The sequence below is a fragment of the Pedobacter nutrimenti genome, from assembly GCF_032678445.1.
Classification (GTDB): Bacteria; Bacteroidota; Bacteroidia; order Sphingobacteriales; family Sphingobacteriaceae; genus Pedobacter; species Pedobacter nutrimenti_A.
Genome location: NZ_JAVTSQ010000006.1, coordinates 75713 through 102189, shown reverse-complemented (window position 1 = coordinate 102189; position 26477 = coordinate 75713). Strand labels below are relative to the sequence as shown.

The 26477-nt window shown below is 40.8% G+C and carries 15 protein-coding genes; 6 read left to right on the top strand and 9 right to left on the bottom strand.

Annotated elements, in window-relative coordinates; translation table 11 throughout:
- Positions 1–12: 12 nt before the first annotated feature.
- Positions 13–2286 (bottom strand): hypothetical protein, encoded by a 2274-nt coding sequence (locus tag R2S08_RS11950; protein ID WP_316835392.1) that lies wholly within the window; start codon positions 2284–2286, stop codon positions 13–15.
- Between the two features lie 88 nt (positions 2287–2374).
- On the opposite strand from R2S08_RS11950, the gene R2S08_RS11945 reads away from it, so the two are divergent.
- Together R2S08_RS11945 and R2S08_RS11940 are read left to right on the top strand one after the other, a co-directional pair.
- Positions 2375–3166, top strand: coding sequence for a helix-turn-helix domain-containing protein (locus R2S08_RS11945; protein WP_316835391.1), 792 nt, complete (start codon positions 2375–2377; stop codon positions 3164–3166).
- Between the two features lie 67 nt (positions 3167–3233).
- A complete protein-coding gene (locus R2S08_RS11940) occupies positions 3234–4178 on the top strand; it encodes a nitrilase family protein (protein ID WP_316835390.1) in 945 nt (314 codons plus the stop codon).
- Here the strand turns inward: R2S08_RS11940 and R2S08_RS11935 are convergent.
- The 7 genes from R2S08_RS11935 to R2S08_RS11905 form a co-directional block, all read right to left on the bottom strand.
- Entirely contained in the window at positions 4175–5407 is a 1233-nt protein-coding gene (locus R2S08_RS11935) for a glycoside hydrolase family 27 protein (protein ID WP_316835389.1), read from the bottom strand. The two genes, R2S08_RS11940 and R2S08_RS11935, sit on opposite strands and share 4 nt — an antisense overlap.
- Before the next feature lie 12 nt (positions 5408–5419).
- Complete coding sequence (locus R2S08_RS11930; protein WP_316835388.1) at positions 5420–7105, bottom strand: ABC1 kinase family protein; 1686 nt, start codon at positions 7103–7105, stop codon at positions 5420–5422.
- A 34-nt stretch (positions 7106–7139) separates the two neighbouring features.
- On the bottom strand, positions 7140–8336 hold the full coding sequence (locus R2S08_RS11925) for a thioredoxin family protein (protein ID WP_316835387.1): 1197 nt from the start codon (positions 8334–8336) through the stop codon (positions 7140–7142).
- Positions 8337–8348: 12 nt separating this feature from the next.
- Positions 8349–9536 (bottom strand): thioredoxin fold domain-containing protein, encoded by a 1188-nt coding sequence (locus tag R2S08_RS11920; RefSeq protein WP_316835386.1) that lies wholly within the window; start codon positions 9534–9536, stop codon positions 8349–8351.
- A 49-nt stretch (positions 9537–9585) separates the two neighbouring features.
- A complete protein-coding gene (locus tag R2S08_RS11915) occupies positions 9586–10998 on the bottom strand; it encodes a RagB/SusD family nutrient uptake outer membrane protein (RefSeq protein ID WP_316835385.1) in 1413 nt (470 codons plus the stop codon).
- Between the two features lie 20 nt (positions 10999–11018).
- Complete coding sequence (locus tag R2S08_RS11910) at positions 11019–14612, bottom strand: SusC/RagA family TonB-linked outer membrane protein (RefSeq protein WP_316835384.1); 3594 nt, start codon at positions 14610–14612, stop codon at positions 11019–11021.
- 106 nt (positions 14613–14718) lie between these two features.
- Positions 14719–15942, bottom strand: a complete 1224-nt coding sequence (locus R2S08_RS11905) for a FecR family protein (RefSeq protein WP_316835383.1) — start codon at positions 15940–15942, stop codon at positions 14719–14721.
- A 191-nt stretch (positions 15943–16133) separates the two neighbouring features.
- Here R2S08_RS11905 and R2S08_RS11900 point away from each other — a divergent pair, with 191 nt between their 5' ends.
- Entirely contained in the window at positions 16134–16745 is a 612-nt protein-coding gene (locus R2S08_RS11900; protein WP_316835382.1) for an RNA polymerase sigma-70 factor, read from the top strand.
- Positions 16746–17028: 283 nt separating this feature from the next.
- On the opposite strand, the gene R2S08_RS11895 is transcribed toward R2S08_RS11900, so the two are convergent.
- Positions 17029–17538 carry a glutathione peroxidase gene (locus R2S08_RS11895; protein WP_133778340.1) on the bottom strand — a complete coding sequence of 170 codons (510 nt, stop codon included), beginning with the start codon at positions 17536–17538 and terminating at the stop codon, positions 17029–17031.
- A gap of 291 nt (positions 17539–17829) precedes the next feature.
- Here R2S08_RS11895 and topA point away from each other — a divergent pair, with 291 nt between their 5' ends.
- From topA to R2S08_RS11880, 3 genes are read left to right on the top strand one after another with little or no spacing between them, the layout of a single operon-like run.
- Entirely contained in the window at positions 17830–20397 is a 2568-nt protein-coding gene (gene topA, locus R2S08_RS11890; RefSeq protein WP_316835381.1) for a type I DNA topoisomerase, read from the top strand.
- 18 nt (positions 20398–20415) lie between these two features.
- The gene (locus R2S08_RS11885; protein ID WP_316835380.1) at positions 20416–20820 is read left to right on the top strand and encodes a hypothetical protein; all 405 of its coding nucleotides are present in this window, start codon (positions 20416–20418) and stop codon (positions 20818–20820) included.
- A 56-nt stretch (positions 20821–20876) separates the two neighbouring features.
- Positions 20877–26477 carry an MG2 domain-containing protein gene (locus R2S08_RS11880; protein WP_316835379.1) on the top strand — a complete coding sequence of 1867 codons (5601 nt, stop codon included), beginning with the start codon at positions 20877–20879 and terminating at the stop codon, positions 26475–26477.

Genomic DNA, 26477 nt, shown 5'->3' with positions numbered 1-26477 from the left:
GGCTTTCTTTAATTATCTAAAAAAGGAGAAAAGGCCGCGATTTGGTTTCCACTCTTTTTTCCTCCTCATCGCTTCCTGATTGCCTGGAAACATCTTTAATATGGTATCCAGTGTACCTATAGCGGCTTTTAATTCGCCGGTTGCTTTACAGGCATCTGCATAATAGAGTGTCATTTCTACACGTGCGTCATCCCACTTCCAACCATTTCTGTTGTAACAATCAATACCATCCCATGCAAAGTCCATACATTCTTTCCATTGCTGCTGTTTATAACAACATTCTGCCAGGCGAAGATTGGCATCGCTGATAATGCTTTCTTCAGTGGAATCTCCTGATTGACACGACTGAAGCAGTATGTTCAGGTTCTCCTTAGCCTGGGAGTAATTTCCCAGATTGAGATGGGACATTCCACGCATAAAATGTACTTTCTGAACGGATTCCAGTTGAATGGCTTTCCCTTTAACAGACTGATAATTATCTGCGCAGGCAATACACTGCCTGTAATCTTTTAACTGATAATAATTTTGCATCAGCATAAACCACGAAGAATTGTCATCAGGATGCTTTTCCAGTTGTTCCTGCCAGGCTTTATTCGCCTCTTCCAGGCTTCCTTCTTTGAGCAGGTCAAGCCGGATGTTCTGGACAGTAATATACCTTTCATTCAGCGTAAAAAGATAGGCTTCTGAAAGGTCTTTGCTATTGTTTCTGATAAAATCATTGTACTCCTGATCCGTTGTTGTGAGCAATTCCCTGGTCTCTTCCAGACGGCCCAGTTTAAAAAGAATCTCCAGAATTTCCCCTATAAGCTCTATATAATCACTGAAATCTAAATAACTACTGCCATAAGTTACTGCGCGGTTGAATACTTCTAATGCCTCTTCATATCTCTCCAGTCTTTTAAGAGCGGTTCCCCAACTACTCAGCTGTTCCCAGAAAGGAGAAAAGGAATAGCCTAGTTGATGCACCTCTGCTGCCTTTTCATAAGACCCTTGCGCAGTTAATGCAATACCATAATTATTACAGCACATCGCAAATACGTGAACATCAGCGTCATTTGCACCTTTCCTCTGATGATGATTACAGAAGTAGTCGTAAAAACCGTCGTAAGAGATTTTATAGAAATGGGTTCTGATTTTCAATAATTCCCTGCCAATCGATGGGTTGTAAGTTTGTGTTTCAAATTCGTAGAAATTAACACCTGCATTGTAATAATCCGAGGAAGAGTCATCAGGCCATTTTTCCAGTTCCGGAAATACACCATTGACGTGATAGCTTGTCTCATAAAAACGCTGTACTCCATAAGAGCGGCCTCCCATTTTTACACTTTTATCCAAGTACGGGAGTGCTTCTGTATAGCTTTTGGCATCATATAGCGCAGCCCCGGCATAATGATATGGAATATACCAATCTGGAAATATCTTGATATAATGCTGTGCAAAATTGAGCATTTCAACCGTATCACAGTCAAGCTCATCAGCAAATACTCTCAAGGCCACAAATATAGCCTCTACCATTGACTTGTTTTCTACCCCTTTACTGTTGAGCTCTTCCAGTTTCCTGTATAAGTCCAGCAGTTCTTCTTCAGCTCCAGACACATTTGAAAGGAAAGCCAGAACGGATACTTTACCCCCGGTCTCATAATCTTTCTGATCGAAGGCCAGATTAGCAATCATTGCAAAATTCAAAGGATCCGGATACATATAGTCAATGCCTTCTTTATAGACTTCCAGTGCCCTCTTTCCATCATTTTGATACTTCAGATATAAATTACCTTTTTTGAGATACACCTGACCAAGCTCAACATCAAGTGCATTCCTGTTCTCTTTATAAAAAACCTTAGTTAAGGTGATCAATTGATCTGCATCTTCCAGCGCAAGAGAAATATGTCCTTCCTGCTGACAGGCGTCCTGATGGTAACTGATGGCTTTAATTTTAGTTGCCAGATGAGTAGAGTTCGCCATTATATCACAATAAGCGATAGCCTTTGATAAATTGGTTTTGAGTAAAGCAATATATATATAAGCCAGATAGAGCATTGCCTCTTCATTCCATGGGTCCAGTTCCAATACCCTTTCAAAACTGCCGCAAACAGATTCAAACCGGTTATCTTCTTCCGGATCTTCATCCCAGGCTTCATAAAAGACCATCTGGTATTCACTTTTAGCTTTTAGCAATAAAGCTTGTGTGTTTTGTTCATTAACCAGAAGGAACAGATTGGCTGCTTCAAGGCAGGCTTCATAATTATCGTTATTGTAAAGGTTGTGTAAATATTCGAGGTCTACCATATAGCGTTAGTATGTCTGGGGATCTTTTGGAGGCTTAGAGCAAAATTTCTGCCAGTTATCACCAGTTTCTTTTTGTTAGCTTTGCCCTATGCAAATTTGCCCGGTAGATTCATTAAGATCCCTGATCAAACATTTTCTGATTTTAGAAAGTGAGGGACCAGTGAATCACCAAATGTTTGCTGATGGTAATCCGGGAATTGTATTCCATTATGACCAACCCATTTCAGAAGGATCACAGCGCAATACTATGCCTGGGAGTTTTCTTTACGGACAACTTAAAGACTGTAAACATTTAATTTCCAGTGGAAAAACGGGACTGGTCGTTGCCGTTCTCCAGCCCTATGGAATTTATGCATTAACAGGTATACCAGCCAATACATTTAAAAACCATTTTATAGCCTTAACAGATGTTTTAGGCCACCAGACAAGAGCGTTGGAGGAGCAGATTTTAAACTCATCTACGTCTGCTGAAAGAATCGGAATCCTGGAAACATTCTTTATCAAAAAATATTCTTCCCTCCATCCAATAGACCCCCACATAAGGCACGCACTTGAACTAATCTGTACACACAAAGGTCTTTTACCCATTGCATGGATCAACGAAAAACTGAACATCACCGAGCGGCAGCTGGAACGAAAGTTCAATACACAGATCGGCACCAGCCCAAAATATTTATCCGGTATAGTAAAAATACATCACACACTTAAATTATTTCAATATACCCCAGTCAGCAATACCGCCCAGGTTGCTTGTGAAGCTGGGTATTTTGACCAGGCGCATTTCATTCACGATTTTAAGAAGATAGCCGGGGTTAGTCCGCTTAAATACCTTAGCCACAACCATAGGCTAGCGGTCAACCTCTTCCCTGCGGAAGTTTAGTTCTTGTCGGAAATGTACAATCCTGACGTTTCAAGCCAGCGTAGCTTTGTCTTATAATTTAATTAAGATGAAGACTATAAAAATTGCATCTGCTCAGTTTGAGCATAAAAATGGAGATAAAGCCTATAACTTAAGTGTAATCAAAGACCTTACAGCAAAGGCGGCAGCCCAGGGCGCCGATGTGATTGCATTTCATGAATGTTCCATAACGGCCTATACATTTGCCAGAAACCTATCAAGGGAGGAAATGCTAAAACTTGCCGAACCTATCCCAAATGGCCCGTCTATACAAACGCTTACTGCATATGCAAAAGAATATAAAATAGCTATACTGGCTGGTCTGTTTGAGAAAGATGAAAATGACCGTTTATTTAAAGCCTATGTTTGTGTCGATGAAAACGGACTGGTTGCAAAGTACAGAAAACTTCATCCATTCATTAATCCTTACCTGGAACCGGGAGACCAATATGTTGTTTTTGAATTACTGGGATGGAAATGTGGCATCCTGATTTGTTACGACAATAATATTATCGAAAATGTCAGGGCTACCACACTCCTTGGTGCCGACATTATCTTTATGCCCCATGTAACGATGTGCACACCTTCTACCAGGCCAGGCGCTGGTTTTGTTGATCCTGTATTATGGGAAAACAGGTTAAACGATCCCACATCTCTAAGAATAGAATTTGACGGGCTCAAAGGCCGTGGCTGGCTAATGAAATGGCTGCCTGCCAGAGCTTATGATAACGGTATTTACGCCATCTTTTCTAATCCAATCGGTATGGATGATGACCAGTTAAAGAATGGCTGTTCCATGATCATAGACCCTTATGGCGATGTCATCGCAGAATGTCGCGAACTGGGGAATAGCATCTGTGTAGCTAACATTACTAAAGATAAGTTAAGCAAAGCCGGCGGCTACCGCTATAAACAAGCCAGAAAACCAAACTTGTACAAAGACATCATCGGTCAGCCCCATAATGCGGAGCAAAAGGTTGTCTGGTTGCCCTAATTGATTTTAGCATCAGATTGAAACACATTAAAGGGTTTCGGCGAACCGGTAATTTTAAGCGTAACAACACCGTGTGCCGGAACCTCCATACGCACTGTTTTCATAGTGGATACCGCAAAATCTTTATGTTTCCACAGATCTCGTAAAGTATAACCCTTGGAAGGATCAATACCGACGCTATCGAGATTAAAAACCTGACTTGCCGTTTTTGATGACCGGTTAAGTAAAGTTACAGCAATGGTCCCGCTCATGGTGGAGGTTAATGGTTTGGCCCAGGTTTCCAGTTCACCATTCTTTTCCAGTCTGCGCGCCTGATAGCCCAGTTTATCCTGGTTCAAGGCAATAATTTCTTTATTGGTTACCAGGCCCAATGTCTCTTTGGAAATGGTTCGCAAGTCATTGCCTAATAGCAATGGAGAGTTCATCATACACCACATGGTAAAATGTGCACGATCTTCTTCGTAACTCATTCCTCGCCCAACCTGCAACATATCCATATCGTTTACATGGCCCGGCGAACTGTATTTCCATAAATCTGCATTTTTATCAATAATATGAAGAATAGATTCAAACTGGTTGCTGATATCACCTGATATTCGCCAGGAATCCGCAATTTCCATTGCCCATTTTCCAGGAAACTGCCATCTGCAGATATTAAACAAGGCTTCAGGTTTTATACTTTTTATCCGGTTGGCCAGTTGCGTATAGCGCAATTGCTCATCAAGCCCAAGTTTTTCACCTCCGCACCAATCTATTTTAATGAAATCATACCCCCAGGTTTTGAGCATCAAGGTGAGATCTTCTGCATCATGGCCATAAAGGCCTGCTCCTGCTCCAATGGTATCCTTATCCCAAATCGAAGCACAGGTATTGATCCCCGCATCTGAATAGATACCAGCTTTGAAACCTTTGTTGTGAATATAGTCTGCAAGTGCCTTCATTCCGGATGGAAATCGTTTCGAATGCACCAGAAGCTCTCCGTTCTCATTTCTTCCACCAAAAAAACCGTCATCCATATTGATATACTGATAGCCCGCCTCTTTTAAACCGTTGGCAGCCATGGCGTCTGCCTGAGCCTTTACAATATCTTCGTTAATAGCCACCCTAAAGTTATTCCAGCTAGACCAGCCCATAATCGGTGTTTTAGGGTGTTGTACTGTCTCTTGTGCATAAAGCACACCTGCAGAGAGAAATAAGCTAAAGAATAACGTTTTATAGAATTTTACCATGGTTTGGGAAAATTATATTTTTTTTCCCGGTTTCTTTCCAAAAATGTAAGAAATCAATAGAATCAACATCAATACAGCACTAATGGCGAATCCGATCCAGGCAAGCGCGGGAATGCCGGACCATTTTGGAGGTTTATCCGCTAATACCAACAAGGCCGAACTGATCCACACCCCACACAAAACAATGGCGAACACTGTCCTGTTGAATCCTTGTACAATTCTCTCTTGCAAGGCAGGAAGCTCCCTGACTTCCTGTACAACTTTTAATTCCCCACTATTGAGTTTTGACACAATGGAAACCAAATCATCAGGTACGGTTTTTAAGGCATCAGCCATTGTCCTCAAAAATTTGATCCCTTTCTTTTGTAAATACTCGGGGCTAAGCCTGGCCAACGCTATTTTTAGAATATAGGGTTTCAGGCTTTCTATAATATTCAAATCAGGAACCAAAGCGCGTCCAATTCCTTCTATTAAAACAATACCTCTCACCAGTAAGTACAGATGTTCTGGCATTAAGATCTCATTTTCATTTAAAATACCTGAAAACTTACTCAATACTTCCTTTACATCCATCTGATGAAGAGAACTGCCTTCCAGCAGGTTAAAAAAATCATGAATGTCCTTTTCCAGTTTTGTCTCATCAGGGATACTAAAACGGATGGCCATCTTTTTTATCACCGCAATGAGCCTCCTGGCATCTTGAGCAATAAAATAAGATATAAAATCTTCCAGTTGTTCTTTGTCTTTAGGCATCATGCTACCCATGGTTCCGAAATCAATAAAAGCAATTTGACCACTGGCCAATACCAATAGGTTTCCGGGATGTGGGTCTGCATGAAAGAAGCCATGGTCCAGTACTTGCGTAAGGTAAAGATCCAGTCCCCGGGCTGCAATTTCAGCAGGCTCTAAGCCCATTTCGATCAATACCGGTTTATCCGTTATTTTTACACCATCCACATACTCCATGCACAGTATATTATCATTGGAAAGCTCTGGATAGGTCTTGATCAGATAGATGTCTTTATTGTCGTTAAAATTTCTGGAAAACTGCTCAATATTAGACAACTCATTTAGAAAGGAAAGTTCGTGAAAAATAGATTTTTCAAAAGCCTCCAGCACTTCAACTAAATTCACTTTCCTGAATACTTCACTGTAACTGACCAGCAATTTGGCCACATCTTTCATGATCAACATATCTGAGGCAACAACTTCCCGGATACCTCCACGTTTGATCTTAAGAATAACTGCAGAACCATTCTTCAATGTCGCTTTATAAACCTGGGAGATGGAAGCTGAAGCAAATGGCTCTGACTCAATATGTTTAAAAAGCTGATCTGGCTCAACGCCCAGATCAGCTTCAATAAATCCTCTAACATCAAGGGCTTCCGGTTCCACTTTATCCTGCAACTTTTGAAGTTCAACGATCATATCTTTCGGTAAGAGATCTTCCCTGGTACTAAAAGCCTGTCCAAATTTCACATAAGTAGGACCAAGCTCTTCAAGCGCCATCCTGATGCGCTCGTAAACGTTAAAAGACAACTTCTCTCCATCAGATTCAAAGGAATCGGCTTCAGTAGCAGAGGGGGACAATAAACTCCTGATATTACTTCTGATCAGGAGCTCTTCAAAGCCGTATTTTATCAAAATACGAACCAGGGTTATTGTTCTCTTTAGTTTTTTTGCTTGGTTTTCCATCATGGGTTTTCACTCCACAGAAACCAAGCCAAACAGGCTATTCGTAACTGGCCTCCTCAATCTCCTTTTTTATCATTTGAGCCCTATCCTCATAGCCATTCTTTTCTTGTTTACATTGCTCAATAGATTTGTCAATATATTTTACAGCTAGTGTCCTGTTTTTAAGCTGCTTGTAAAGCATAGCTAGGGTCGCATTATTGATAAAGTTATCCTTTATAACCAAGGCACGTTCCGCCCAGCTTTTCATGATCAGGATATTGGCTTCCTTTTTAATCAATCTGGATCCGCCTCCAATGACATTGCTGATCTTCAGATCGTCATTATAACAGTATTTTTTGACCAATTTATCTGCATACAACATGTAATTATCTTCATCTCCGGCCCTCAGATAATAATCCGTATCAAAACTGAGTGCCTCTTTGTCAGTTAAAACAATTTTGGTCTTTAGATCCGATTTTGCAGTTTCATATTCCGACAAGGTTTTATAAGATTTATACCAAACCTTTCCCTGAAATTCATTCATATATAAGTTCTTGATATAGCCCTCTACTTTTTCCTTCCCTATACGTGCAGCGAAATCTTTGGAATGGCTTTCCAGGTATTTAAAGGCTTTGCTATCTGTTGAGTTGATATTACTGGAGATAAGATCAAATATTGCCGGGCTTACAGCTGCAACGGCGTCAAAGTATCTTTCAAAAACCTCGCTGGTCTCTTTATCATCGCCCTTTGCTTTTACAACTAAAAAGTAACGGTAAAGTTCTTCCTTGTCCAACTCATTTTTAGCAAATTTTTCTTTAAGCTGATGATAGTCATTTTGCGGTGTCAAAGCGATTTTGCCCTGATCGATCAGTTCTTTAACATCTGTAGAGCTGGTAAGCCGATGGACTACCTCACCATCTGCACTGATATATGCCAGGGTTGGATAACCCGCTACATGATATTGTTTGGCCAGTGCAGGCCCCTCTCCTTTTTCAGCATCCACTTTATAGGCAATAAAATTTTGATTGTAAAAATCGCCAGCCTCTTTTTGTGGGAACACATTCATGCTCATATGCTTGCATGGTCCACACCAATCTGTGTAAAAATCAACAAAAATGAGTTTGTTTTTTGCTTTCGCCAAGGCCTTGATTTCGGCCCAGGTGCCGTGATTAAACTCAATACCTTGAGCAAAAACGGAGTTTGTTGCAAATCCTGGTAATAGGAATGCAAAGATGATATACATGTACTTTTTCATAATCTGTGTTTTTTAATTTTTATAATGTTGCTGGATTCTTTGTTTGAATTTCTCTATTATGCTTGCTTTGCCATCGTCATCCCTTTTCGAAGCAGCCATACAGAGTTCTATATTTTTTAAAGCGTTTTCTTTATCCTTTAACTGATCGCAGATCATGGCAAGCCCTAAATAATTCAAGGAGCTGTCTTTGAGGGTAACAGCCATTTCTGCCCATTTCTTAAGCATAAGCAAGTGCTGCTGACCTTTGACCAAATAAGCGCCCCCCAGGATCATGCTGATTTCTTCATCGTCTTTGTAGGCATATTTTTTAACCAGCAGGTCTGCTGCCTTCATGAAATTGTTTTCATCTTGTGCCTGTTGATAGTAAGACATATCGAGTTTCAGGTCTTCTTTCTCTGTCAAGAGGGTTTTGGATTTCAAAAGAGATTTTGATGCAAAGTAATGCTCCTGACGCTCGTGGTTATTGTAACTTAAGAATTGAGAAGAAAACTCTTGGAGGAGGACTTTTTTGATATACGCATCTACTTGTTTCTTTCCTGAACTTCGATAAAAATCATTGCGGTGTCGTTGAAGATATACAAACGATTTTGAGCTGCTGGAGGTTACATACTCCTCCATCAAAGTAAAAACTCCAGTTCCGGATGGTTTGACTAAGCTAAAATAGCGGTCGAATATGTCGTTGACCTCTTTAGTTTTATCTTTTGCCTTTGCCATGACCATATAGCGGTACAAGTCTTCTTTGCCCAGTTCGTTTTTGGCATATTTCCCTTTTAACAATTCATAATCCTGCTGTGGATTGAGTGCAATCTCAGCATGTCTGATCAATTCCTGCGCATTTTCGGCACCGGTGGTACGGTAAAGCTGTTTCCCATCTGCATCTGTAAAAACTAGTGTCGGATATCCGGAAGGCCGGTATTCTTTAGCCAAAGTGATCCCTTCTCCTTTTTCAGCATCTACTTTTACATTAATGAAATGTTTATTATAGAAGTCTCCGGCCTCTGGTAAGGGAAAAACCTCTTTGGCCATTTTTCTACAGGGTGCACACCAAACCGTGTAAAAGTCTAAAAAGATCAGCTTGTTCTCTTTTTTGGCCTGAGCCTTAATTTCACTCCAGGTACCATGGTTAAATTCGATTCCCTGGGCCAAAAGCGTGGCTACCGACACTAAGGTCAGGACAACCATTAATACATATTTCTTCATCTATTTACATTTTAATCGTTATGGGTGATAAGAATGTTTAATTTGGAACTTAACGTGGATTCTGTTCTATTTCGGGATTGGTGCTGATTACTTTTACCGGAATTGGATAGATATAACGATTGCTTCCAGGTGCAAGAGTCAGTTGCTGCGTTTTTAGCGGGTGGGTAATTGTCTTTGCCAGTTTTGGATCCGTGTTCAATCTTTTCAGATCAAAGAGACGCGCACCTTTGCAAAAAAGTTCTCTTCTTCTTTCCTGTAAAATCAGCAGTAAGGCATCGTCATCGTTGGCGGCGGTCAGGGCCGTATAATCTACGGGCTTAAACCTTGTTTTACGCAATTCGTTTACAACAGCCAGACCAGCCTGGCCTTTCTGCGTCCTGGCCAGACACTCTGCTTTGATCAACATCATTTCCGGAACTGTTGGTCCCAGCTGGGTACTACCTGCGGTAGTTTCAAAAGGAGAAAAGTAGGAATGATAGGTACCTGGATAAGTAAAAATACCCGTTGGATCTCCATCTGGTCCCACATAATAGGTGAAAAAATAAGTGCGGAGATCTTTTGTACCCAACAAAGTCATCAATTCAGGACTCAGAGGAAAATTTCCTCCACCGTCGCTGCTTGCCTTCATCAGGATCACTTCAGAATTTTCCTGACTGGTAGGAAGAAAAAAACCGTCCGGTAAACCAGATCCGGCACCAACACCGACATATGGATTAAGGTCAAAAAGTTGAGCCTGTATACCAAGCGATAAACTAGCGTTGTCCAATGCTTTCTGATAATTACCCATATACAAATACGTACGGGCCAGCAAGGCGTAAGCTGCGCATTTTGAAGGAGCAGTTTTACTTGAAGATAAAGGTGCAAGTGTGGCAACGCCTGTATTCAGGTCACTTAAAATCAAATCATAAATTGCACCCACTGGTGCACGCTTCAGATTTTGAGTATAACCTGGTTCTGTAAGCAAGGGCACCCCCAGATCAGTGGCCGCACTTCCCGCGTGGTATTCTTTTGCATATAAGTTAACCAGACAAAGATAAGCATATGCCCGGTGTACTTTCGCTTCGGCAACCAGTTGCTGCTTCAAATTTTCACCGCCTGATTTGGCGTTTGGCAATCCCTGAATCGCGACATTAGCATTGTATATTTGTTGGTAGAACAAGTTCCATTCCGGATCATCTTCATTAGGCTGATAAAACAGATCTGCCCATTTGTAAACATTTAAGGACCTTACATCAAATCCATTGATGAAATTGTCATTTAACAGTGCTACATTATCAGTCGCATATTCAACACTCCCGTAAGATAAATTAAAAACCCCGCTATTATTTAACAGCAACTGATAATCATTTACCGTACTAGGTATAATTTTACCCTGAGGCTCAATTTCCACATATTTCCTGCAAGAACTGAAAGAAATAAATATGAAGAACAATACTAAATAATTATATTTTGACGTGTACATCGTTTTTTTAAGATTAGAGTTTAAAAAGTTGCTTTTACACTAAATACAAAGGATCTGGAGGGCGGCAAAACAGATGAGGTTAAATCGTTAAGGTAATCCGGATCTATTCCTTCTTTATTGGCTGTCCAAAGCGCAAGATTCCTTCCTGTAACGCTAACACTGAGCGTTTGAAAAGCATTCCAGCCCAGTTTTTTTACAGGTATTTTATAGGTCAAGGTCACATCCCGAAACCGGATATAACTCGCATTTTCTACAAAATAATCGCTGTTTATATAACTATAGTTACTGGTGTGTAATGGATCAATTGAAGGTATATTTGTTTTCAGTTCATCTCCCGGTGCCCTCCAGCGATTGGCAAAATCTGCCTGGGCAACTCTGCTATAAGCTAAAGTATAAACAGCCTCCGTTGTCGGCCGCATAAATTTATGACCTGCTTTAAAAGTAAATAAGGTATAGAGTTCAAAATTTTGGTACGTAAATGTATTTGAGAGTCCGCCAAAATATGGAGGTGTAGTATCTCCCTGATATTGAAGTGCTCCCAGGTCCTTTGGATCAAAGGTCGGTAGGTCTGCCAATACCCTTTCGCCCTTACCATTATAGATCATTGCATTTCCATGCTCATTTAATCCTGCAAATTTATACGTGTACAAACTGCCCAGCGCCTGCCCCTGTATAGGGTTCTTCACATTCGTATAATATGAAATGGTTTCCTGCTGAAAATAAGCTTTGGTTACCTTATTGGTGTTGAAGGAGATATTTAGGGACGGGGTCCAGCTAAATTGCGAGTTGCGAATAACATTTGCACTCAGTTCAAGATCAACTCCCCTACTTTTCATTTCCAGCTGATTGGCCAGCAAGGAAGTAAACCCATAAGTTGGATTGATATCTACATTCCCAAGCAAATCCAGGCTTTTACGCCAGTAAGCGTCCACGCTTCCGCTGATTCGGTAATTAAATAAGGAGAAATCCGTGCCCAGATTAAAGGTTTGTACACGCTCCCATCTGAGCAGCGGGTTTGCAGGATTGTATATACTTCCAAAAGGATCGTTGTTAATAGGATTGTTACCAGATTGCTGCATCACCAGGTAAGGAGAGGTATCTTTGTTTAAATTTCCATTATAACCTACGGTAGCACGAAGGTTCAATTTGGAGAGCCAGTTTGTCCCGGCCATAAAATCCTCATCCTTTGCCCGCCACATTCCACCTAAAGACCATAAAGGAACGGCACGGAATTCTTTTGAAGCACCAAAAAGATTGGAATCGTCTTTACGGAAACTTCCAGATAGAGAATACTTAGACTTGTAGGTATAGGTAAAGTTTCCAAATACAGAAGCGTACCTGTCCTTCCGGCTTTCGTTAGACTGGACATAGGGAACTTTCTGATCACCATCGGCTGTTTTATACGTTTGCATATAGTTTACCGGTATTGAACTCAGCAGCCGATTATCATAGCCATATTCCCTGGTGCCATAACCTGACAACAGCGTTTCTCTGAGTTCCACACCAACTACTGCATCCAAACGGCCAGCAGAACCAAGATCAGGATTAAAATTCATTTGCCCTCTGATGTTGTAATTGTTTTGTTCGGCATCCTTGAGATCCAGAATTCCACCTGTAGGAACCCCTTTCACATGCGTGCTTGCAACCGTATAGGTATTGATGATGTTCCTTGCCATATAGGTGTCGGGATTGTAATAATTTCTGGTTTTATCAAATTCCCGTTCAGTCATAAATTTAACATCGGCGCTCAACCAGGATTTAAATTTATAATTTAAGCCAGCGGTCAACCTGTAAGCCAGAGACCTGTAGGTATTGTCTGCATTCGCCAGTTCATCAATATAGTTGTACTTCCACGGAAGATATCCTTTATTTTGAAGGGAATCCAATGTTTGTGCTTTAGCTTTGTAGGAAAAATTATTAGGTGTGCCATTTGCATTAACAATTTGATCATAAGGCAACAAAGCAGTTGTTCCCGGCTGATTAGCCCCTAATCCAATGCCATTGTTTTTTTGTTTCAACAAGGTCACAAAGGTCTCCGCTGAAAAAGTTAGCTTCGGCGTAATTTTAGTCTCATTGCTAAAATTGATCACCATTCTACTGCCAAAATCACCTTGATTATTAGTGCGTTCATCTGTATAGGAAGCGGAGAGGTAATTACGGGTAATAACAGACCCACCGCTCAAGCTGATGTTGTACTGCTGCGAAAATGGGGATTGTAAAAGATATTGCTGATACTGCTGGTTCACATCGATTTGGCTTAACCTCTGTACTTCGCTATCGTACTGCTGCTGGCTGATAGAGCCTCGTTTAAATTTTAAATAAAGATCTGCACCAGTACTTAAAGGAACCGGATAAAGAGAGAATGCAGACTTCTGGCCAGGTAATATATTTTTGTCTACCAGTTCTTTTTCCAGATCCAAGTATTGCGCAGAATTGAGCACCTTTCTATAGTCCAGTCTTGGTCTGCCGATCAAAGTAAAAACACTGGAGAAATTAACTTGCGGGCTGTTTGAAAAACTTCCTTTTTTGGATTCAATCACGATTACTCCATTCGCGGCCCTAACCCCCCATATACTTGCGGCAGCAGCATCTTTTAAAATGGTTATAGTTTCTATGTTATCCGGGTTGATGTTAACCAGATCAAGCTCTGTAGGAAATCCATCAAGGACGATCAGGGGCTTTTTCTCCGAATTAATGGTAGATGTACCTCTAATGGTAAAACTATCACGGTTTGGCGTGAGGCTTCTGTCTGGTGTTCCTACATTGACCAGCATTCCAGATGCTGATCCTTCAAGGCGTTCCAATAAACCCGGAGCTACTTTTTTACCAATTTGTTCTCCTGAGATCACATCGAATGCTCCTGTTGCCCTATCTTTTGGAATATTTTGATAACCTGTACTATAAGTTACGTTTACCTCCTGCAGGTCACTTTTAGCCACTTTCAGGATAACCTTCAATGGCATTTTTCGTTCCCTTACAGGAATCTCCTGGCGCGTATAACCTACATATGAGATGACCAGGACAGCATCTTCATTGACGTCTGAAAATGTAAATACACCGTCCGACCGGGTAATCACAGATTTCGAAGTCCCTTTTATTTTCACGGTAGCCCCCGGAATGACATTTCCTTCTTCATCAAAAACTTTTCCATACACGTCAAAGGTTTGAAATTTGTCTATCAGCCGATCAAGAAAAGATTTCGTCTTTTCCCTAATCAATACAGATTTATTATCTATCGTATACTCAATCGGCTGGTTCTCAAACAGCAGCCCCAATACCTCCCGGAGCTGCATATTCTTCACTTCAATGTTCACTGGCCTGGTATTTTTTAAAACAGAGCCCGTAACAATAAAATCGTAACCACTTTGCTGACGGATTTTTTCAAAAACCTTCATTATTGGTGCGTTTTTCTCAGACAGCGTAATACTTTGTGCAAAAGATCCTGCACTGACCTGCATGATGGCTGTGATCAAAATAAGGGTGGTTAGCCGCATAATCAACAGTAATTTACTTACATACGCCGGTGGCGTACATATTTTTTGTTTGTAAAAATTGTACATTTGTTTGGTCTGGTTAATGCTATGGCCTTCATTTTCGAAGATGGTACAGGCCATTGGCGGTTAGTTGATAATTTTAAATTATGAAGTAGATCCAGATTTAAAAGTCATTCCGACACCAATCGGGGTGGCTTTTTTTTGTTTGGATTACCCAGCAAAAAATCTATTTCGTTACCGTAACCCTCCTTCCTTCAATTTTAAAATGAACTGAGTTAGAGTATTGGAGCATATGGAGTACCTGCTCAATGGGTTTAGCACTGGAGGCTGTTCCACTAAACTCCTCTGTCGATACAGGCCCGTCATAAACAACATCAAGGTTGTACCAGCGAGAGAGCTTACGCATTACATCTGTTATATTCTCTTTATTAAACCTGAAATAGCCATTTTTCCATGCCACCGATTCTTCTGTATCTACCTGACTTACACTAAATGACTGCCCGCTAAGAACCGCTTGCTGTCCAGGTTTTAGAACCACCGAAGACTGTCCGGATGTCGAAATCCTTCGCTCTGACACAATGCGAACTGAGCCCTCTAATAAGGTTGTCCTTGTTAGAGTGTCGTCTTCGTACGCACTGACGTTGAAATGTGTACCCAGTACTTTAAGTTCTTGTTTATTGGTTTTTACAATGAAAGCGTGCTGTTTATCTTTAGCTACCTCAAAATAGGCTTCTCCAGTCAATTTTACGCTCCTCTGCTTTTGTTTGACGAAACTTACCGGATAAGTTATAGAAGATGCAGCATTTAGCCATACCTTTGAACCATCAGGCAAAATGACCTGGTAATGTTCTCCTTTTACAGTTGAAAGCGTATTCAATTGGTCGGATGAAGCTGTTTGGTGTCCTTTGACCTGATAAATAATCTCTCCCCCGGCTGTTTTGGAAATTACGACACCGGCTTCCTGTCCCAGTTCTCCCTTCAACGATTCAGACAAGATAATTTTCCGGCCACTGGCAAGGGTCAAGGTAGCCGTTGATTTGCCGGGCAAAATTTCCTTAACATAGGTCTGACTAACGATATTCTGAGAAGAATTTCTTTTTATGCTGTAATATAATCCTCCGCCCAAAATAAAAAACAATGTAGCAGCAATAGCCATACGATAAACTACCTTTTTGTAAAATGGTCCAATATTTCTTCTTTTTTCCTCCAGCTGCAGCCTCGATCCCCCTATCTTTTGTTCTATTTGATTAAATATTCTTAAAAGGGTGAGTTCTTCTTTTGAAGTTGCCAGGGAATCTTCTTCCGTTAACTCAAGTTCAATACGGGTCAATTGATATAACTCTTCCCGTTCAGCCGTCTCAAAATATTGTGTAAGCCAGTCCAGCTCCTCCAGGGTGAGTTGATTTTTTATAAGCTTTTGGTATAAGATAAAGAGTTGTGGTCTGTTCACGGGTTCTTTTTATGCTTAATACGTTTGAAAAACACGGACCAATTACATCAAACAAGAAAATAAATTTATTGAGTTGAGTTCTTCAATGTTCATGTTTTTTTTGAATACATTCGTGATCAGATAGCTGATATTGACTTACCCTGGTCTGTTCGTTTGTCTTTATTATACGATTGATCTTATACCCGAAGAAATTGAATAAACCAGCACTTCCTTTTATAGATGAAAACTTGATCCTGGCACAATTAAAGGATGGAAGTCAGGCTGCTTTTAAATATTTTTATGATAAGTATAGCCTGCAACTCTACAGAAAGCTGGTTCAAATGGTACATGAAGAAAGCATTGCAGAAGAACTTCTACAGGACTTATTTGTCAAAATATGGGAAAAACGCAATTTAGTAGATCCGGAACAATCATTTAAGGCCTACCTTTATAAAATTGCAGAAAGAATCGTTTACGATCATTTTAGGAAATTGACCCGCGAGGCACGATTGAAGATAGAGTTTTCTGCTATAAATTCTGAATTGTACAGTCATACTGAAGAAAATATATTCAAAAGAGAAGCTGAAGCAAAAATTCAAGCTGCCATAGATAAATTACCTCACCAGCAAAAACAAGTCTTTACGCTCTGCAAAATAGAAGGTAAATCTTATGAAGAGGTAAGCAAAATACTAGGTATTTCTGTGGTAACCATCAATACCCATATCACCCGGGCCACCAAAACCATAAAAGCGCATTTAAAAAGTAATGACAATATGGTTTACATACTCGCTTTATCTGCAGCCATCCACGCCTTGCCGAGGTAATGTTAACTCAAGCATTCTGTGTTCTTTAGGTGACCAAATAACCAGTTCCGGGACTTTATTTGTCACCATGAATAATTTTACGCCGGGACTTTTCAAAAAAAACATCCCAATGAATAATCTATTCCATTTTTTTTCTACATTTGTATCGAGAGCGTTAATTTATGATACGGGGCCAGGTCGCAAGATCTTGGCTCCGTTTTCATTTAAATTACTTTTTAAAACAATAAGAGGATATCCATTCTCATGAATACCCTCTTATTTAAGTAATTTAAATGAAATTCGCTTAAAAATTCTTGGTGATTTGCGGATCTAAGGGCGTAACTTTAGATCTGAAACGATGAACCAGTTCTCCTTTTTCATTGATCAGGAATTTTTCAAAATTCCAATTGATGTCACCGGTAAAATCAGGATTGCTTTGAGTAGTCAAATATTGGAACAAAGGATTGATATCCGCTCCTTTAACACTTACTTTCTCACTCAATAAAAATGTAACTCCAAAATTCTTTTTACAGAAATCCTGGATTGCAGCGTTGGTAGCCAGTTCTTGTCCTCCAAAATTTCCTGCAGGAAACCCGATCAGGACAACTTTGTCTCCATATTCTTTATGTAATTTTTCCAGAGCCTCATATTGTGGTGTAAATCCACATTTGGAAGCCGTGTTTACAATCAGGATTTTTTTTCCCTTAAACTTAGACAGTTTAACCTCTTTTCCATCGATAGTTTTAATGGTGAAATCATACACACTCTTAGGTGGTGTAAAAAACAGACTGAGGAATATTAATAATGTATTCATTATGTTTTTATTTTTTAGATAAACGAATCTACCAAAAAAATCAGCCTCGAATATAATACCTGTGTAAAGAAATCGATAAATCTGTCTGACAAAGTGCACGCCTATATATATAAGATAACAATTTGTACTTTAAAGTATAGACGCACACCAAATTACGTATGATAAAAACGAAAAAAAATGAGCACAAAACGACTTGAAACGCTGCCGAACTAAATTAAATTATCATAAAAATTCAGATTCTATTTTGATTTTAGATGTATTTATAGCTTTATTTGCAGAAAAACGTTCTGAATGGCGAAGAATTTACTAATAGTTGAGTCACCTGCAAAAGCTAAAACCATCGAAGGGTATTTGGGTAAGGATTTCCTTGTAAAATCAAGTTACGGACATATTCGTGATTTAGTTAAAGGAGATATGGGCATTGATGTGTCCAATAACTTTAGTCAAACCTACGAGGTACCTGCAGATAAAAAGCAAGTCGTAGCAGAACTTAAGAAACTAGCGAAAGATGCAGAAATGGTCTGGCTCGCATCCGATGAGGACCGCGAGGGAGAAGCCATATCCTGGCACTTATACGAAACACTGGGCCTGAAGGAAAACAAAACCAAACGAATTGTTTTCCATGAGATCACTAAGCCTGCGATCCTCAAAGCTATTGACACCCCAAGAACAATTGACTACAACTTGGTTTTTGCACAGCAAGCCAGACGTGTTTTAGACAGGCTGGTTGGTTTTGAACTTTCACCTGTTTTATGGAAAAAGATCAAACCTTCCCTATCTGCAGGACGCGTACAATCTGTTGCTGTACGTTTAATTGTAGACAGAGAAAGAGAGTATAATAAATTCCAGGCTTCAGCAGCATTTAAAATCACAGCACAATTCACCACTGGCAATGCCAGAGAATTGGTTAAAGCCGAATTGCCGCAGAGATTTGATCATGAAGCAGACGCAGAGCAATTTTTAAAAGACTGTGTAGCAGCATCATTTAATGTTTCCAGCTTAGAAACCAAGCCGGCCAAAAGAAATCCTGCAGCACCCTTTACCACTTCTACACTGCAACAGGAAGCTTCAAGAAAACTGGGTTATTCGGTTTCCAGAACCATGCAGGTTGCACAGAGACTGTATGAAAGTGGTAAGATCACCTATATGCGTACCGATTCAGTGAACCTTTCTGAAACAGCCATCCAGGCAGCGGCAAGTGAAATCAAATCGGCTTACGGCGATAAATATCTTCATACCAGAACATATAAAACGAAATCAGCAGGCGCTCAGGAAGCTCACGAAGCCATCAGACCTACCTATTTTAGTCAGCATACCGTTTCTGGCGACAGTTCTGAACAAAGATTATATGAATTGATCTGGAAGCGCGCAATTGCCTCGCAAATGAGTGAAGCATTGTTTGAAAAAACAACGGCAACTATCGATATCAGCAGCCGTAAAGAAAACCTGGTTGCCGAAGGAGAAGTTTTGAAGTTTGACGGGTTCTTAAAAGTTTATCTGGAATCTAACGACGACGACGACGAGGATACTGATAACAACAATATGCTGCCGCCTTTAGCTAAAGGACAATCGCTGACATTAAAAGAAATGAATGCGACGGAACGTTTCTCCCGTCCGCCTTCAAGATATACAGAAGCCAGTCTGGTTAAAAAACTGGAAGAACTGGGTATTGGAAGACCATCTACTTATGCCCCAACCATTTCAACCATTCAGAATCGCGGTTACGTGGTTAAGGAAGACAGAGAAGGAAAGCAGCGTGCCTTTACATCTATCGTGCTGGCTGGCGGGCAGGTAAGCAAACAGCTAAAAACGGAAATGACCGGTGCAGAAAAGGCCAAGCTTTTCCCTACAGATATAGGTGAAGTGGTCAACGACTTTTTAGTGGAACACTTTAAAGACATCGTTAACTTTAATTTCACAGCCAAAGTAGAGAAAGAATTTGACGAGATCGCCCAGGGCCTACAGGAATGGACAAAAATGCTCCACTCCTTTTATACACCATTTCATCAGGAAGTAGAGACAACCCTTGAAACAGCTGATCGTGCTAACGGCGAACGTCTGCTTGGCATAGATCCTGTTTCCGGAAAAAATGTATATGCTAAAGTTGGTAAATTTGGCCCATTGGTTCAGATTGGACAAAATGAGGATGAGGAAAAACCACGTTATGCAAGCCTGCCTAAATCACTTTCTGTGGCCACCATTAGCCTGGAAAATGCTTTAGAGCAATTCAAATTGCCTTTTCAGTTGGAAGACTATCAGGATAAAGAAGTTTCTGTTGGGGTTGGTCGGTTTGGACCTTACGTGAAATGGGGCGATACCTTTATCTCCATCCCTAAAAACGAAGATCCCCTGTCTGTTGACCTCGATCGTGCCATCGAGATTATTAACGAAAAGATAACAGCAGATGCGCCTGTGGCACATTACCAAAATTTGCCGGTAACCAAAGGAACAGGTCGGTTTGGGCCATTTATTAAATGGAACGACCTATTCATTAACGTTCCTAAAGCTTACAATTTTGATAACCTGAGTGATTCGGATATTGCCGAACTGATCAGCAAAAAAGTAGAAAAAGAAGCCAATAGGTTTATCCAGCAATGGGCATCTGAAAAAATTGCTATTGAAAACGGTAGATGGGGACCTTTTATCCGTTTTGGAAAGGAAATGCTAAAGCTAAGTAAGAATCCGGCAACAGGCGAAAAATATACACCTGAGGATCTGGCCGATATTTCCCTTGAAGAAGTTAAAAAACTAATTGTAGAGCAAGTTCCGAATGCATTTGAAGCAAAAGCGAAGACAGCCGGAAAGAAAAAAGCAGCAGCTAAACCTGCAGCTAAAAAAGCTCCTGCAAAAAAGAAATAATATTACGTCTAGCTTGTTATGAAGAAAGATCTTCCGGAAAATATTGTAGAAGATGTAGCCATGGCTGTTGTGCTCATGGGCGAAACTCCAGAAACCGAGAGTTGGACCGTATATTTCATTAACCTGAAAAAGGAGTTGATCACCAACGTGCTGATCAGCTCCAAAGGTTACGGTGAAAAAGACGGTGTAATGGTCAGAACCTCAACACTTCGTCATTTTCTAGGTAATCTGGAACCGATGACGTACGCTGGTGTGGAAGCCATTGACACCGCTGTATTTGGTTTAACCAATGAATATTGGTTGAGTTATTATATTGACGGAACCATCTATGATAAAAAATTCATTTTCCTTCCTGAAAGCATTGTTGATGACAATTTAATTAAGATTCCATTGATCAACAAACCGGGTGTAATGATCAAATAATTTTCTTTCCCACTTTTTTTTTGGTAATTTCCCTCGCATCTATTAACGAACAGCGTATGAAATTTACCCAGTCTACCCTACTGAGCAAAAACAAACAACGAATCCTGGTCGGCGCCATTGCTTTGGTACTGATCGGAATAGCTTCTTTCTTCATTTTTAAAAAGAAAAAAAGCAATGAAAGTAATCAGGCTTACTCTAAATACATTGAGGCCTATACTTCTGGCACCGTATCCAAAAAAAGTTTCATCCGGATCCGTCTGGCCAGCCAGGTAAAAACAATGGGTACCATCGGAGCACCTGATGATCGTAATCTTTTTGACTTCTCTCCCGGAGTTAAGGGAAAAACCTACTGGATTGACGCCCAAACTGTGGAATTCAGGCCAGACGAGCCGCTTCAATCTGGAAAAGTATATACTGGTACCTTTAACCTTTCTAAAGTAACAGACACAGAGAAAGGCCTTGAAGAATTTGATTTTGACTTTAAGATCATAAATCCGGGAATGAACCTTATTCAGAACGGCCTGGTTTCTCAGAACAATACCTCATTAGATTACATGAAATTGAGTGGAGATGTCAACACTTCTGATGAGGAGGACCCGAAACTTATTGAAAAGGCACTGGAACTCGATTTCGGACAAAAGCTCCGCGTAAAATGGCAACACAACCCGGCAAAATACAGTTCTCACTTCACTATAGACAGTATAAAGAAAACAGGCGCAGAACAAAAATTATCACTTAAATGGTCTGGAAAGGCAATTGATGCGGAAAATCAAGGAGAAGAGACACTATTGGTACCCGCCGCAGGAGTATTTAAAGTGCTAACTTTAAAAGCCATACAAGATCAGGAAGACTATGCCCTTATACAGTTTTCAGAGCCGCTCAATGTAGCTCAGGACCTCAGTGGTCTGGTTACCCTGGGTAGTCTGGCAGATTTGAGATACACCATTGATGGTAGTCAGCTTAAAATCTATGCTACAGATCCATTAGACGGTAACTATACATTGACAGCGAACCAGGGTATTGAAAATATCAAAGGCAAGAAACTTGCTGAAGCTAAAACAGGTAATGTTCTTTTCGAAAAGAAGGCACCTGCTGTAACTATTTCTGGAAGCGGTACAATTATTCCAAATTCGGGTAAACTTGTACTTCCCTTTGAGGCAACGAACCTGAAAGCGGTCGATGTAACCATCATTAAGATCTATGAGAATAATATTCCACAATTCTTTCAGACCAACAACTATAAAGATGGCCAGGAATTAAGACGTGTGGGCCGCCCGGTGGTACAGAAAACCATTAGACTGGATGAAGACAAATCCTTAAACCTCCATAAGAAAAACCGCTTTACACTTGATCTGGATAAAATGATCCGTACAGAGCCCGGTGCAATGTACAGGGTAACCATTGGTTTTAGAAAGGCCTATAATGTATATGCATGTGCTGCAGGCGCAGATAAGGCAGAAGCAGATTCAGAAAGCACGGACGAAGACGAAAATGCCAATGAATATTACGGAGAAAAAATCGACGAGGATGATGCCTTTTGGAGCCGGTACAACAATTACTATCCGCAGCATTATCGCTGGGACGACCGTGACAATCCATGTACTTCTTCTTATTACACTACTGATAAATGGGCCAGCCGTAACCTGATCGCCTCTAATATTGGCCTGGTTGCCAAACGCGGAAATGACAACAGCATGCTTATTATTGCAACCGATCTGCTCACTGCCAAACCATTAAGTGGTGTTACCTTGGAATTAATGGATTATGCCAAACAAGTTATTTACACAGCAAAAACAGATGGCGACGGAATGGCCTCCTTTGATCTCAAAAGAAAACCATTTTTGCTCATCGCCAAAAATGGCGATGAACGAGGTTATTTAAAATTAGACGATGGAAATTCCCTTCCTTTAAGCCGTTTCGATGTAAGTGGTGATGTCGTACAAAATGGAATTAAAGGCCTGATCTATGGAGAACGTGGCGTTTGGCGTCCCGGAGATTCATTATATCTTTCCTTTATTCTGGAAGATAAGCTTAAAAAGCTACCAGGAGCCTACCCTGTCACTTTTGAATTATATAACCCTCAGGGACAAATTATTAGAAAGGTTGTAAACGGTAATTCTTTAAATGGATTTTATACCTTTAAAACTGCAACAGCCTCAACTGCCCCTACCGGAAACTGGCTGGTCAAAGTTAAAGCCGGAGGTTCTACTTTCAGTAAAACGGTAAAAATTGAAACCGTAATGCCAAACCGGCTCAAGATCAATTTTGACATCGGTGCCAGAAAATATCTGAGTGCCGACAATGGATCTTCCGCTACGCTTTCGGCCAACTGGCTCTTTGGTGCGGTAGGTAAAAACCTTAAAGCCAAAGTGGATGTAAACCTGAATACTATGAAAACCACTTTTCCTGGTTTTGAGGCCTATACCTTCGATAATCCGACAGTTAAGTTTGAATCGCAGGTTAAGACCATTTTCGAAGGTACCTTAAACGAAAACGGAACAGCTGTAGTGAATACCAATTTGGATCAGAATAAAACGGCTCCAGGCGTATTAAAAGCTAATTTTACTACAAAAGTATTTGAAGCTGGTGGTAATTTTAGCATTGATAACTTTAGCATCCCTTATCATGTATACAACAATTACTATGGTATTAAAACGCCCGAAGGAGAAAAACTAAGCGGCATGCTGGTGACCGGTAAGGACCATAAGATAGATTTGATAAATGTAAACCGGGATGGAAAATTACTGGCTGGCAGCAAAACAGTTGACGTGGAACTCTATAAAGTGCAATGGCGCTGGTGGTGGGAACAGGATGACCAGAATTCTTATGCCAATTTTACACAAAATCAGTACAATAAACTCATCAAAAAGCAGAGCGTAACCCTGAATAACGGACGGGGAAGCTGGAATCTTAGAGTGGATGAACCTGAATGGGGTCGATACCTCATTCTGGTAAGAGATTTAAATGGCGGTCATGTAACAGGTAAAGATGTGTATATTGACTGGCCAGGCTGGGCACAACGTGAACAAGCCAATAACCCTACAGAGGCATCTATGCTCTCATTCACCGCTAACAAAACAAAATTCAAAGTAGGTGAAGATGTAGTCCTGACCATCCCTTCCGGTAAAGGTGGCAGAGCGCTGATCTCTATCGAAAATGGCAGCAGGGTGTTGAAAACCTACTGGACAGATACAAAGGCTGGGCAAACGCAATTCAAATTCAAGGCAGAAAAAAACATGTCTCCAAATGTATTTGCAAACGTTACCTTATTACAGCCACACGCCCAAACAGTAAATGATCTGCCAATAAGGATGTACGGAGCTATCCCACTCCTGATTGAAGATCCGGAAACTATTTTAAAACCAGTCATCAAAATGGCCGATAAGATCAAGCCGGAAACAGAAAACACCATCTCTGTAGCAGAACAGAACGGTAAGGCTATGACCTATACTATTGCTATCGTCGATGAAGGATTACTTGATCTCACCCGCTTTAAAACACCTGATCCTCATGCTGTATTCTACGCCAGAGAAGGGCTTGGCGTGAAAACCTGGGACCTTTTTGATTATGTGCTCGGTGCCTGGGGTGGTAATCTGGAACGCATCCTGAGTATTGGTGGTGACGGCAGCATCAATAAAAATCTAAATCCTGCAAAAGCCAATCGGTTTAAGGCTGTTGTTAAATTCATGGGGCCTTTTGCCCTTTCCAAAGGCGAAACTAAAACACATAAATTCAAACTCCCGCAATACATCGGTGCAGTACGGGCCATGGTCGTAGCCGGTCAGGATGGTGCTTACGGTTTTCAGGAAAAATCGGTACAGGTTAAAAAACCATTAATGCTTCTGGCCACCTTGCCAAGGGTAATTGGCCCAGGTGAAAGCTTCACCCTGCCAGCTACAGTATTTGCAACAGAGAACCATCTTAAAAATGTGACTTTGCAAATCCAAACTCAAAACCTGGGCGTAGAAGGAAACAAAACCATCCAGCTGTCTTACAAACAACCTGGAGAACAAATGGCTTATTTTGAAATCAAAGCCCCTGAAATTGCAGGCATTGGTAAAGTCAAACTCATCGCACAGAGTGGAGCGGAAAAGGCAATATATGATGTAGAAATTGACATCAGGAATCCAAATCCATTTGTAACCAATGTCGTATCAGCGACCATAGAACCAGGCAAGACCTGGACGCAGACTTATAGTGGAATTGGTATGGCAGGTACAAATTCAGGATCCTTAGAATTATCTTCTATCCCTCCGATCAATTTGAAAAAACGTTTGGGCTACCTGATGCAATATCCGCATGGCTGCGTAGAACAAACAACATCAGCTGTATTCCCTCAGTTATTTTTAGATCAGCTTACACAATTGAGCGCACAACAAAAAGCAGCCACTGAGAAAAATATTAAAGCAGGTATACAAAAATTGAAGGATTTCCAAACCGCTGAGGGTGGTCTGGCTTACTGGCCAGGTTCACCATCAGCAGATGAATGGGGAAGCAATTATGCCGGACATTTCCTGGTAGAGGCACAAAACAAAGGCTATTCTATTCCTGTAGGTCTGCTGGATGAATTGCTTCGCTATCAAAAAACTAAAGCAAGCAGCTGGTCGCCAAACAGCACAAATTTCTATGGCGGTGACCTCTCACAGGCTTATCGTTTGTATGTGCTCGCTTTAGCTAAGAAAACAGACATGGCAGCCATGAACCGATTAAGAGGCTTCCAGTATTTATCCGTAAGCGCCAAATGGAGGCTTGCAGCAGCCTACAAGTTAGCCGGACAAGCAGATGCCGCCGCGCAGCTTATTAGAGGCTTAGATCTATCCGTTAAGCCTTACAACCAACTGGGCGGAACCTATGGTTCCGACATCAGGGATGAAGCCATGATTTTAGAAACCTTAACCCTTCTTGGACAAAAAGGCAAAGCGGCCCAACTTCTCCAGCCTCTGGCTTCCAAATTGGGCAGAGATGATTGGTACAGCACCCAAACCACAGCTTATAGCCTGCTGGCCATCGCTAAATTCTGCGGCCAGAATACATCTGCCAATAAACTGAATTATAGTTTTGTTCTGGATGATAAAAAAGGTAGTGTAAACACAGAACAATACATTAGTTCTACCCCATTAAGCTTTAAAGGTAATCAGGTTCAGATCAGTAATACTGGTAATAGGGTACTTTTTGCCAGACTGATCTTACAAGGACAACCGGCCGCAGGACAAAACAACTTCCTGCCCAATAATCCGGAGACCCTTGAAATGAGCGTATCCTATAAATTACTGAATGGCAAGACAATAGATCCAACTACTTTAAAACAAGGTTTAGATTTTTATGCAGAAGTAGTCATTAAAAATCCAGGCAAAATGGGCTTTTATGAACAAATGGCACTTAACCAGATTTTCCCGTCCGGATGGGAGATCATCAATACCCGTATCAATGACAACGAAAGCATTCTCTCTTCTTCTCCGTTCACTTATCGTGACATCAGAGACGACAGGGTATTTACTTATTTTAACCTTAGAGAGAACGAGACAGTAACTTACAAAGTTCTGCTGAATGCTTCTTATTTAGGTAGGTATTACTTATCTGCTGTACAGGCAGAAGCCATGTATAATAACAACATCAGTGCAACACAGCAAGGTAAATGGGTACAGGTAATTAAGTAA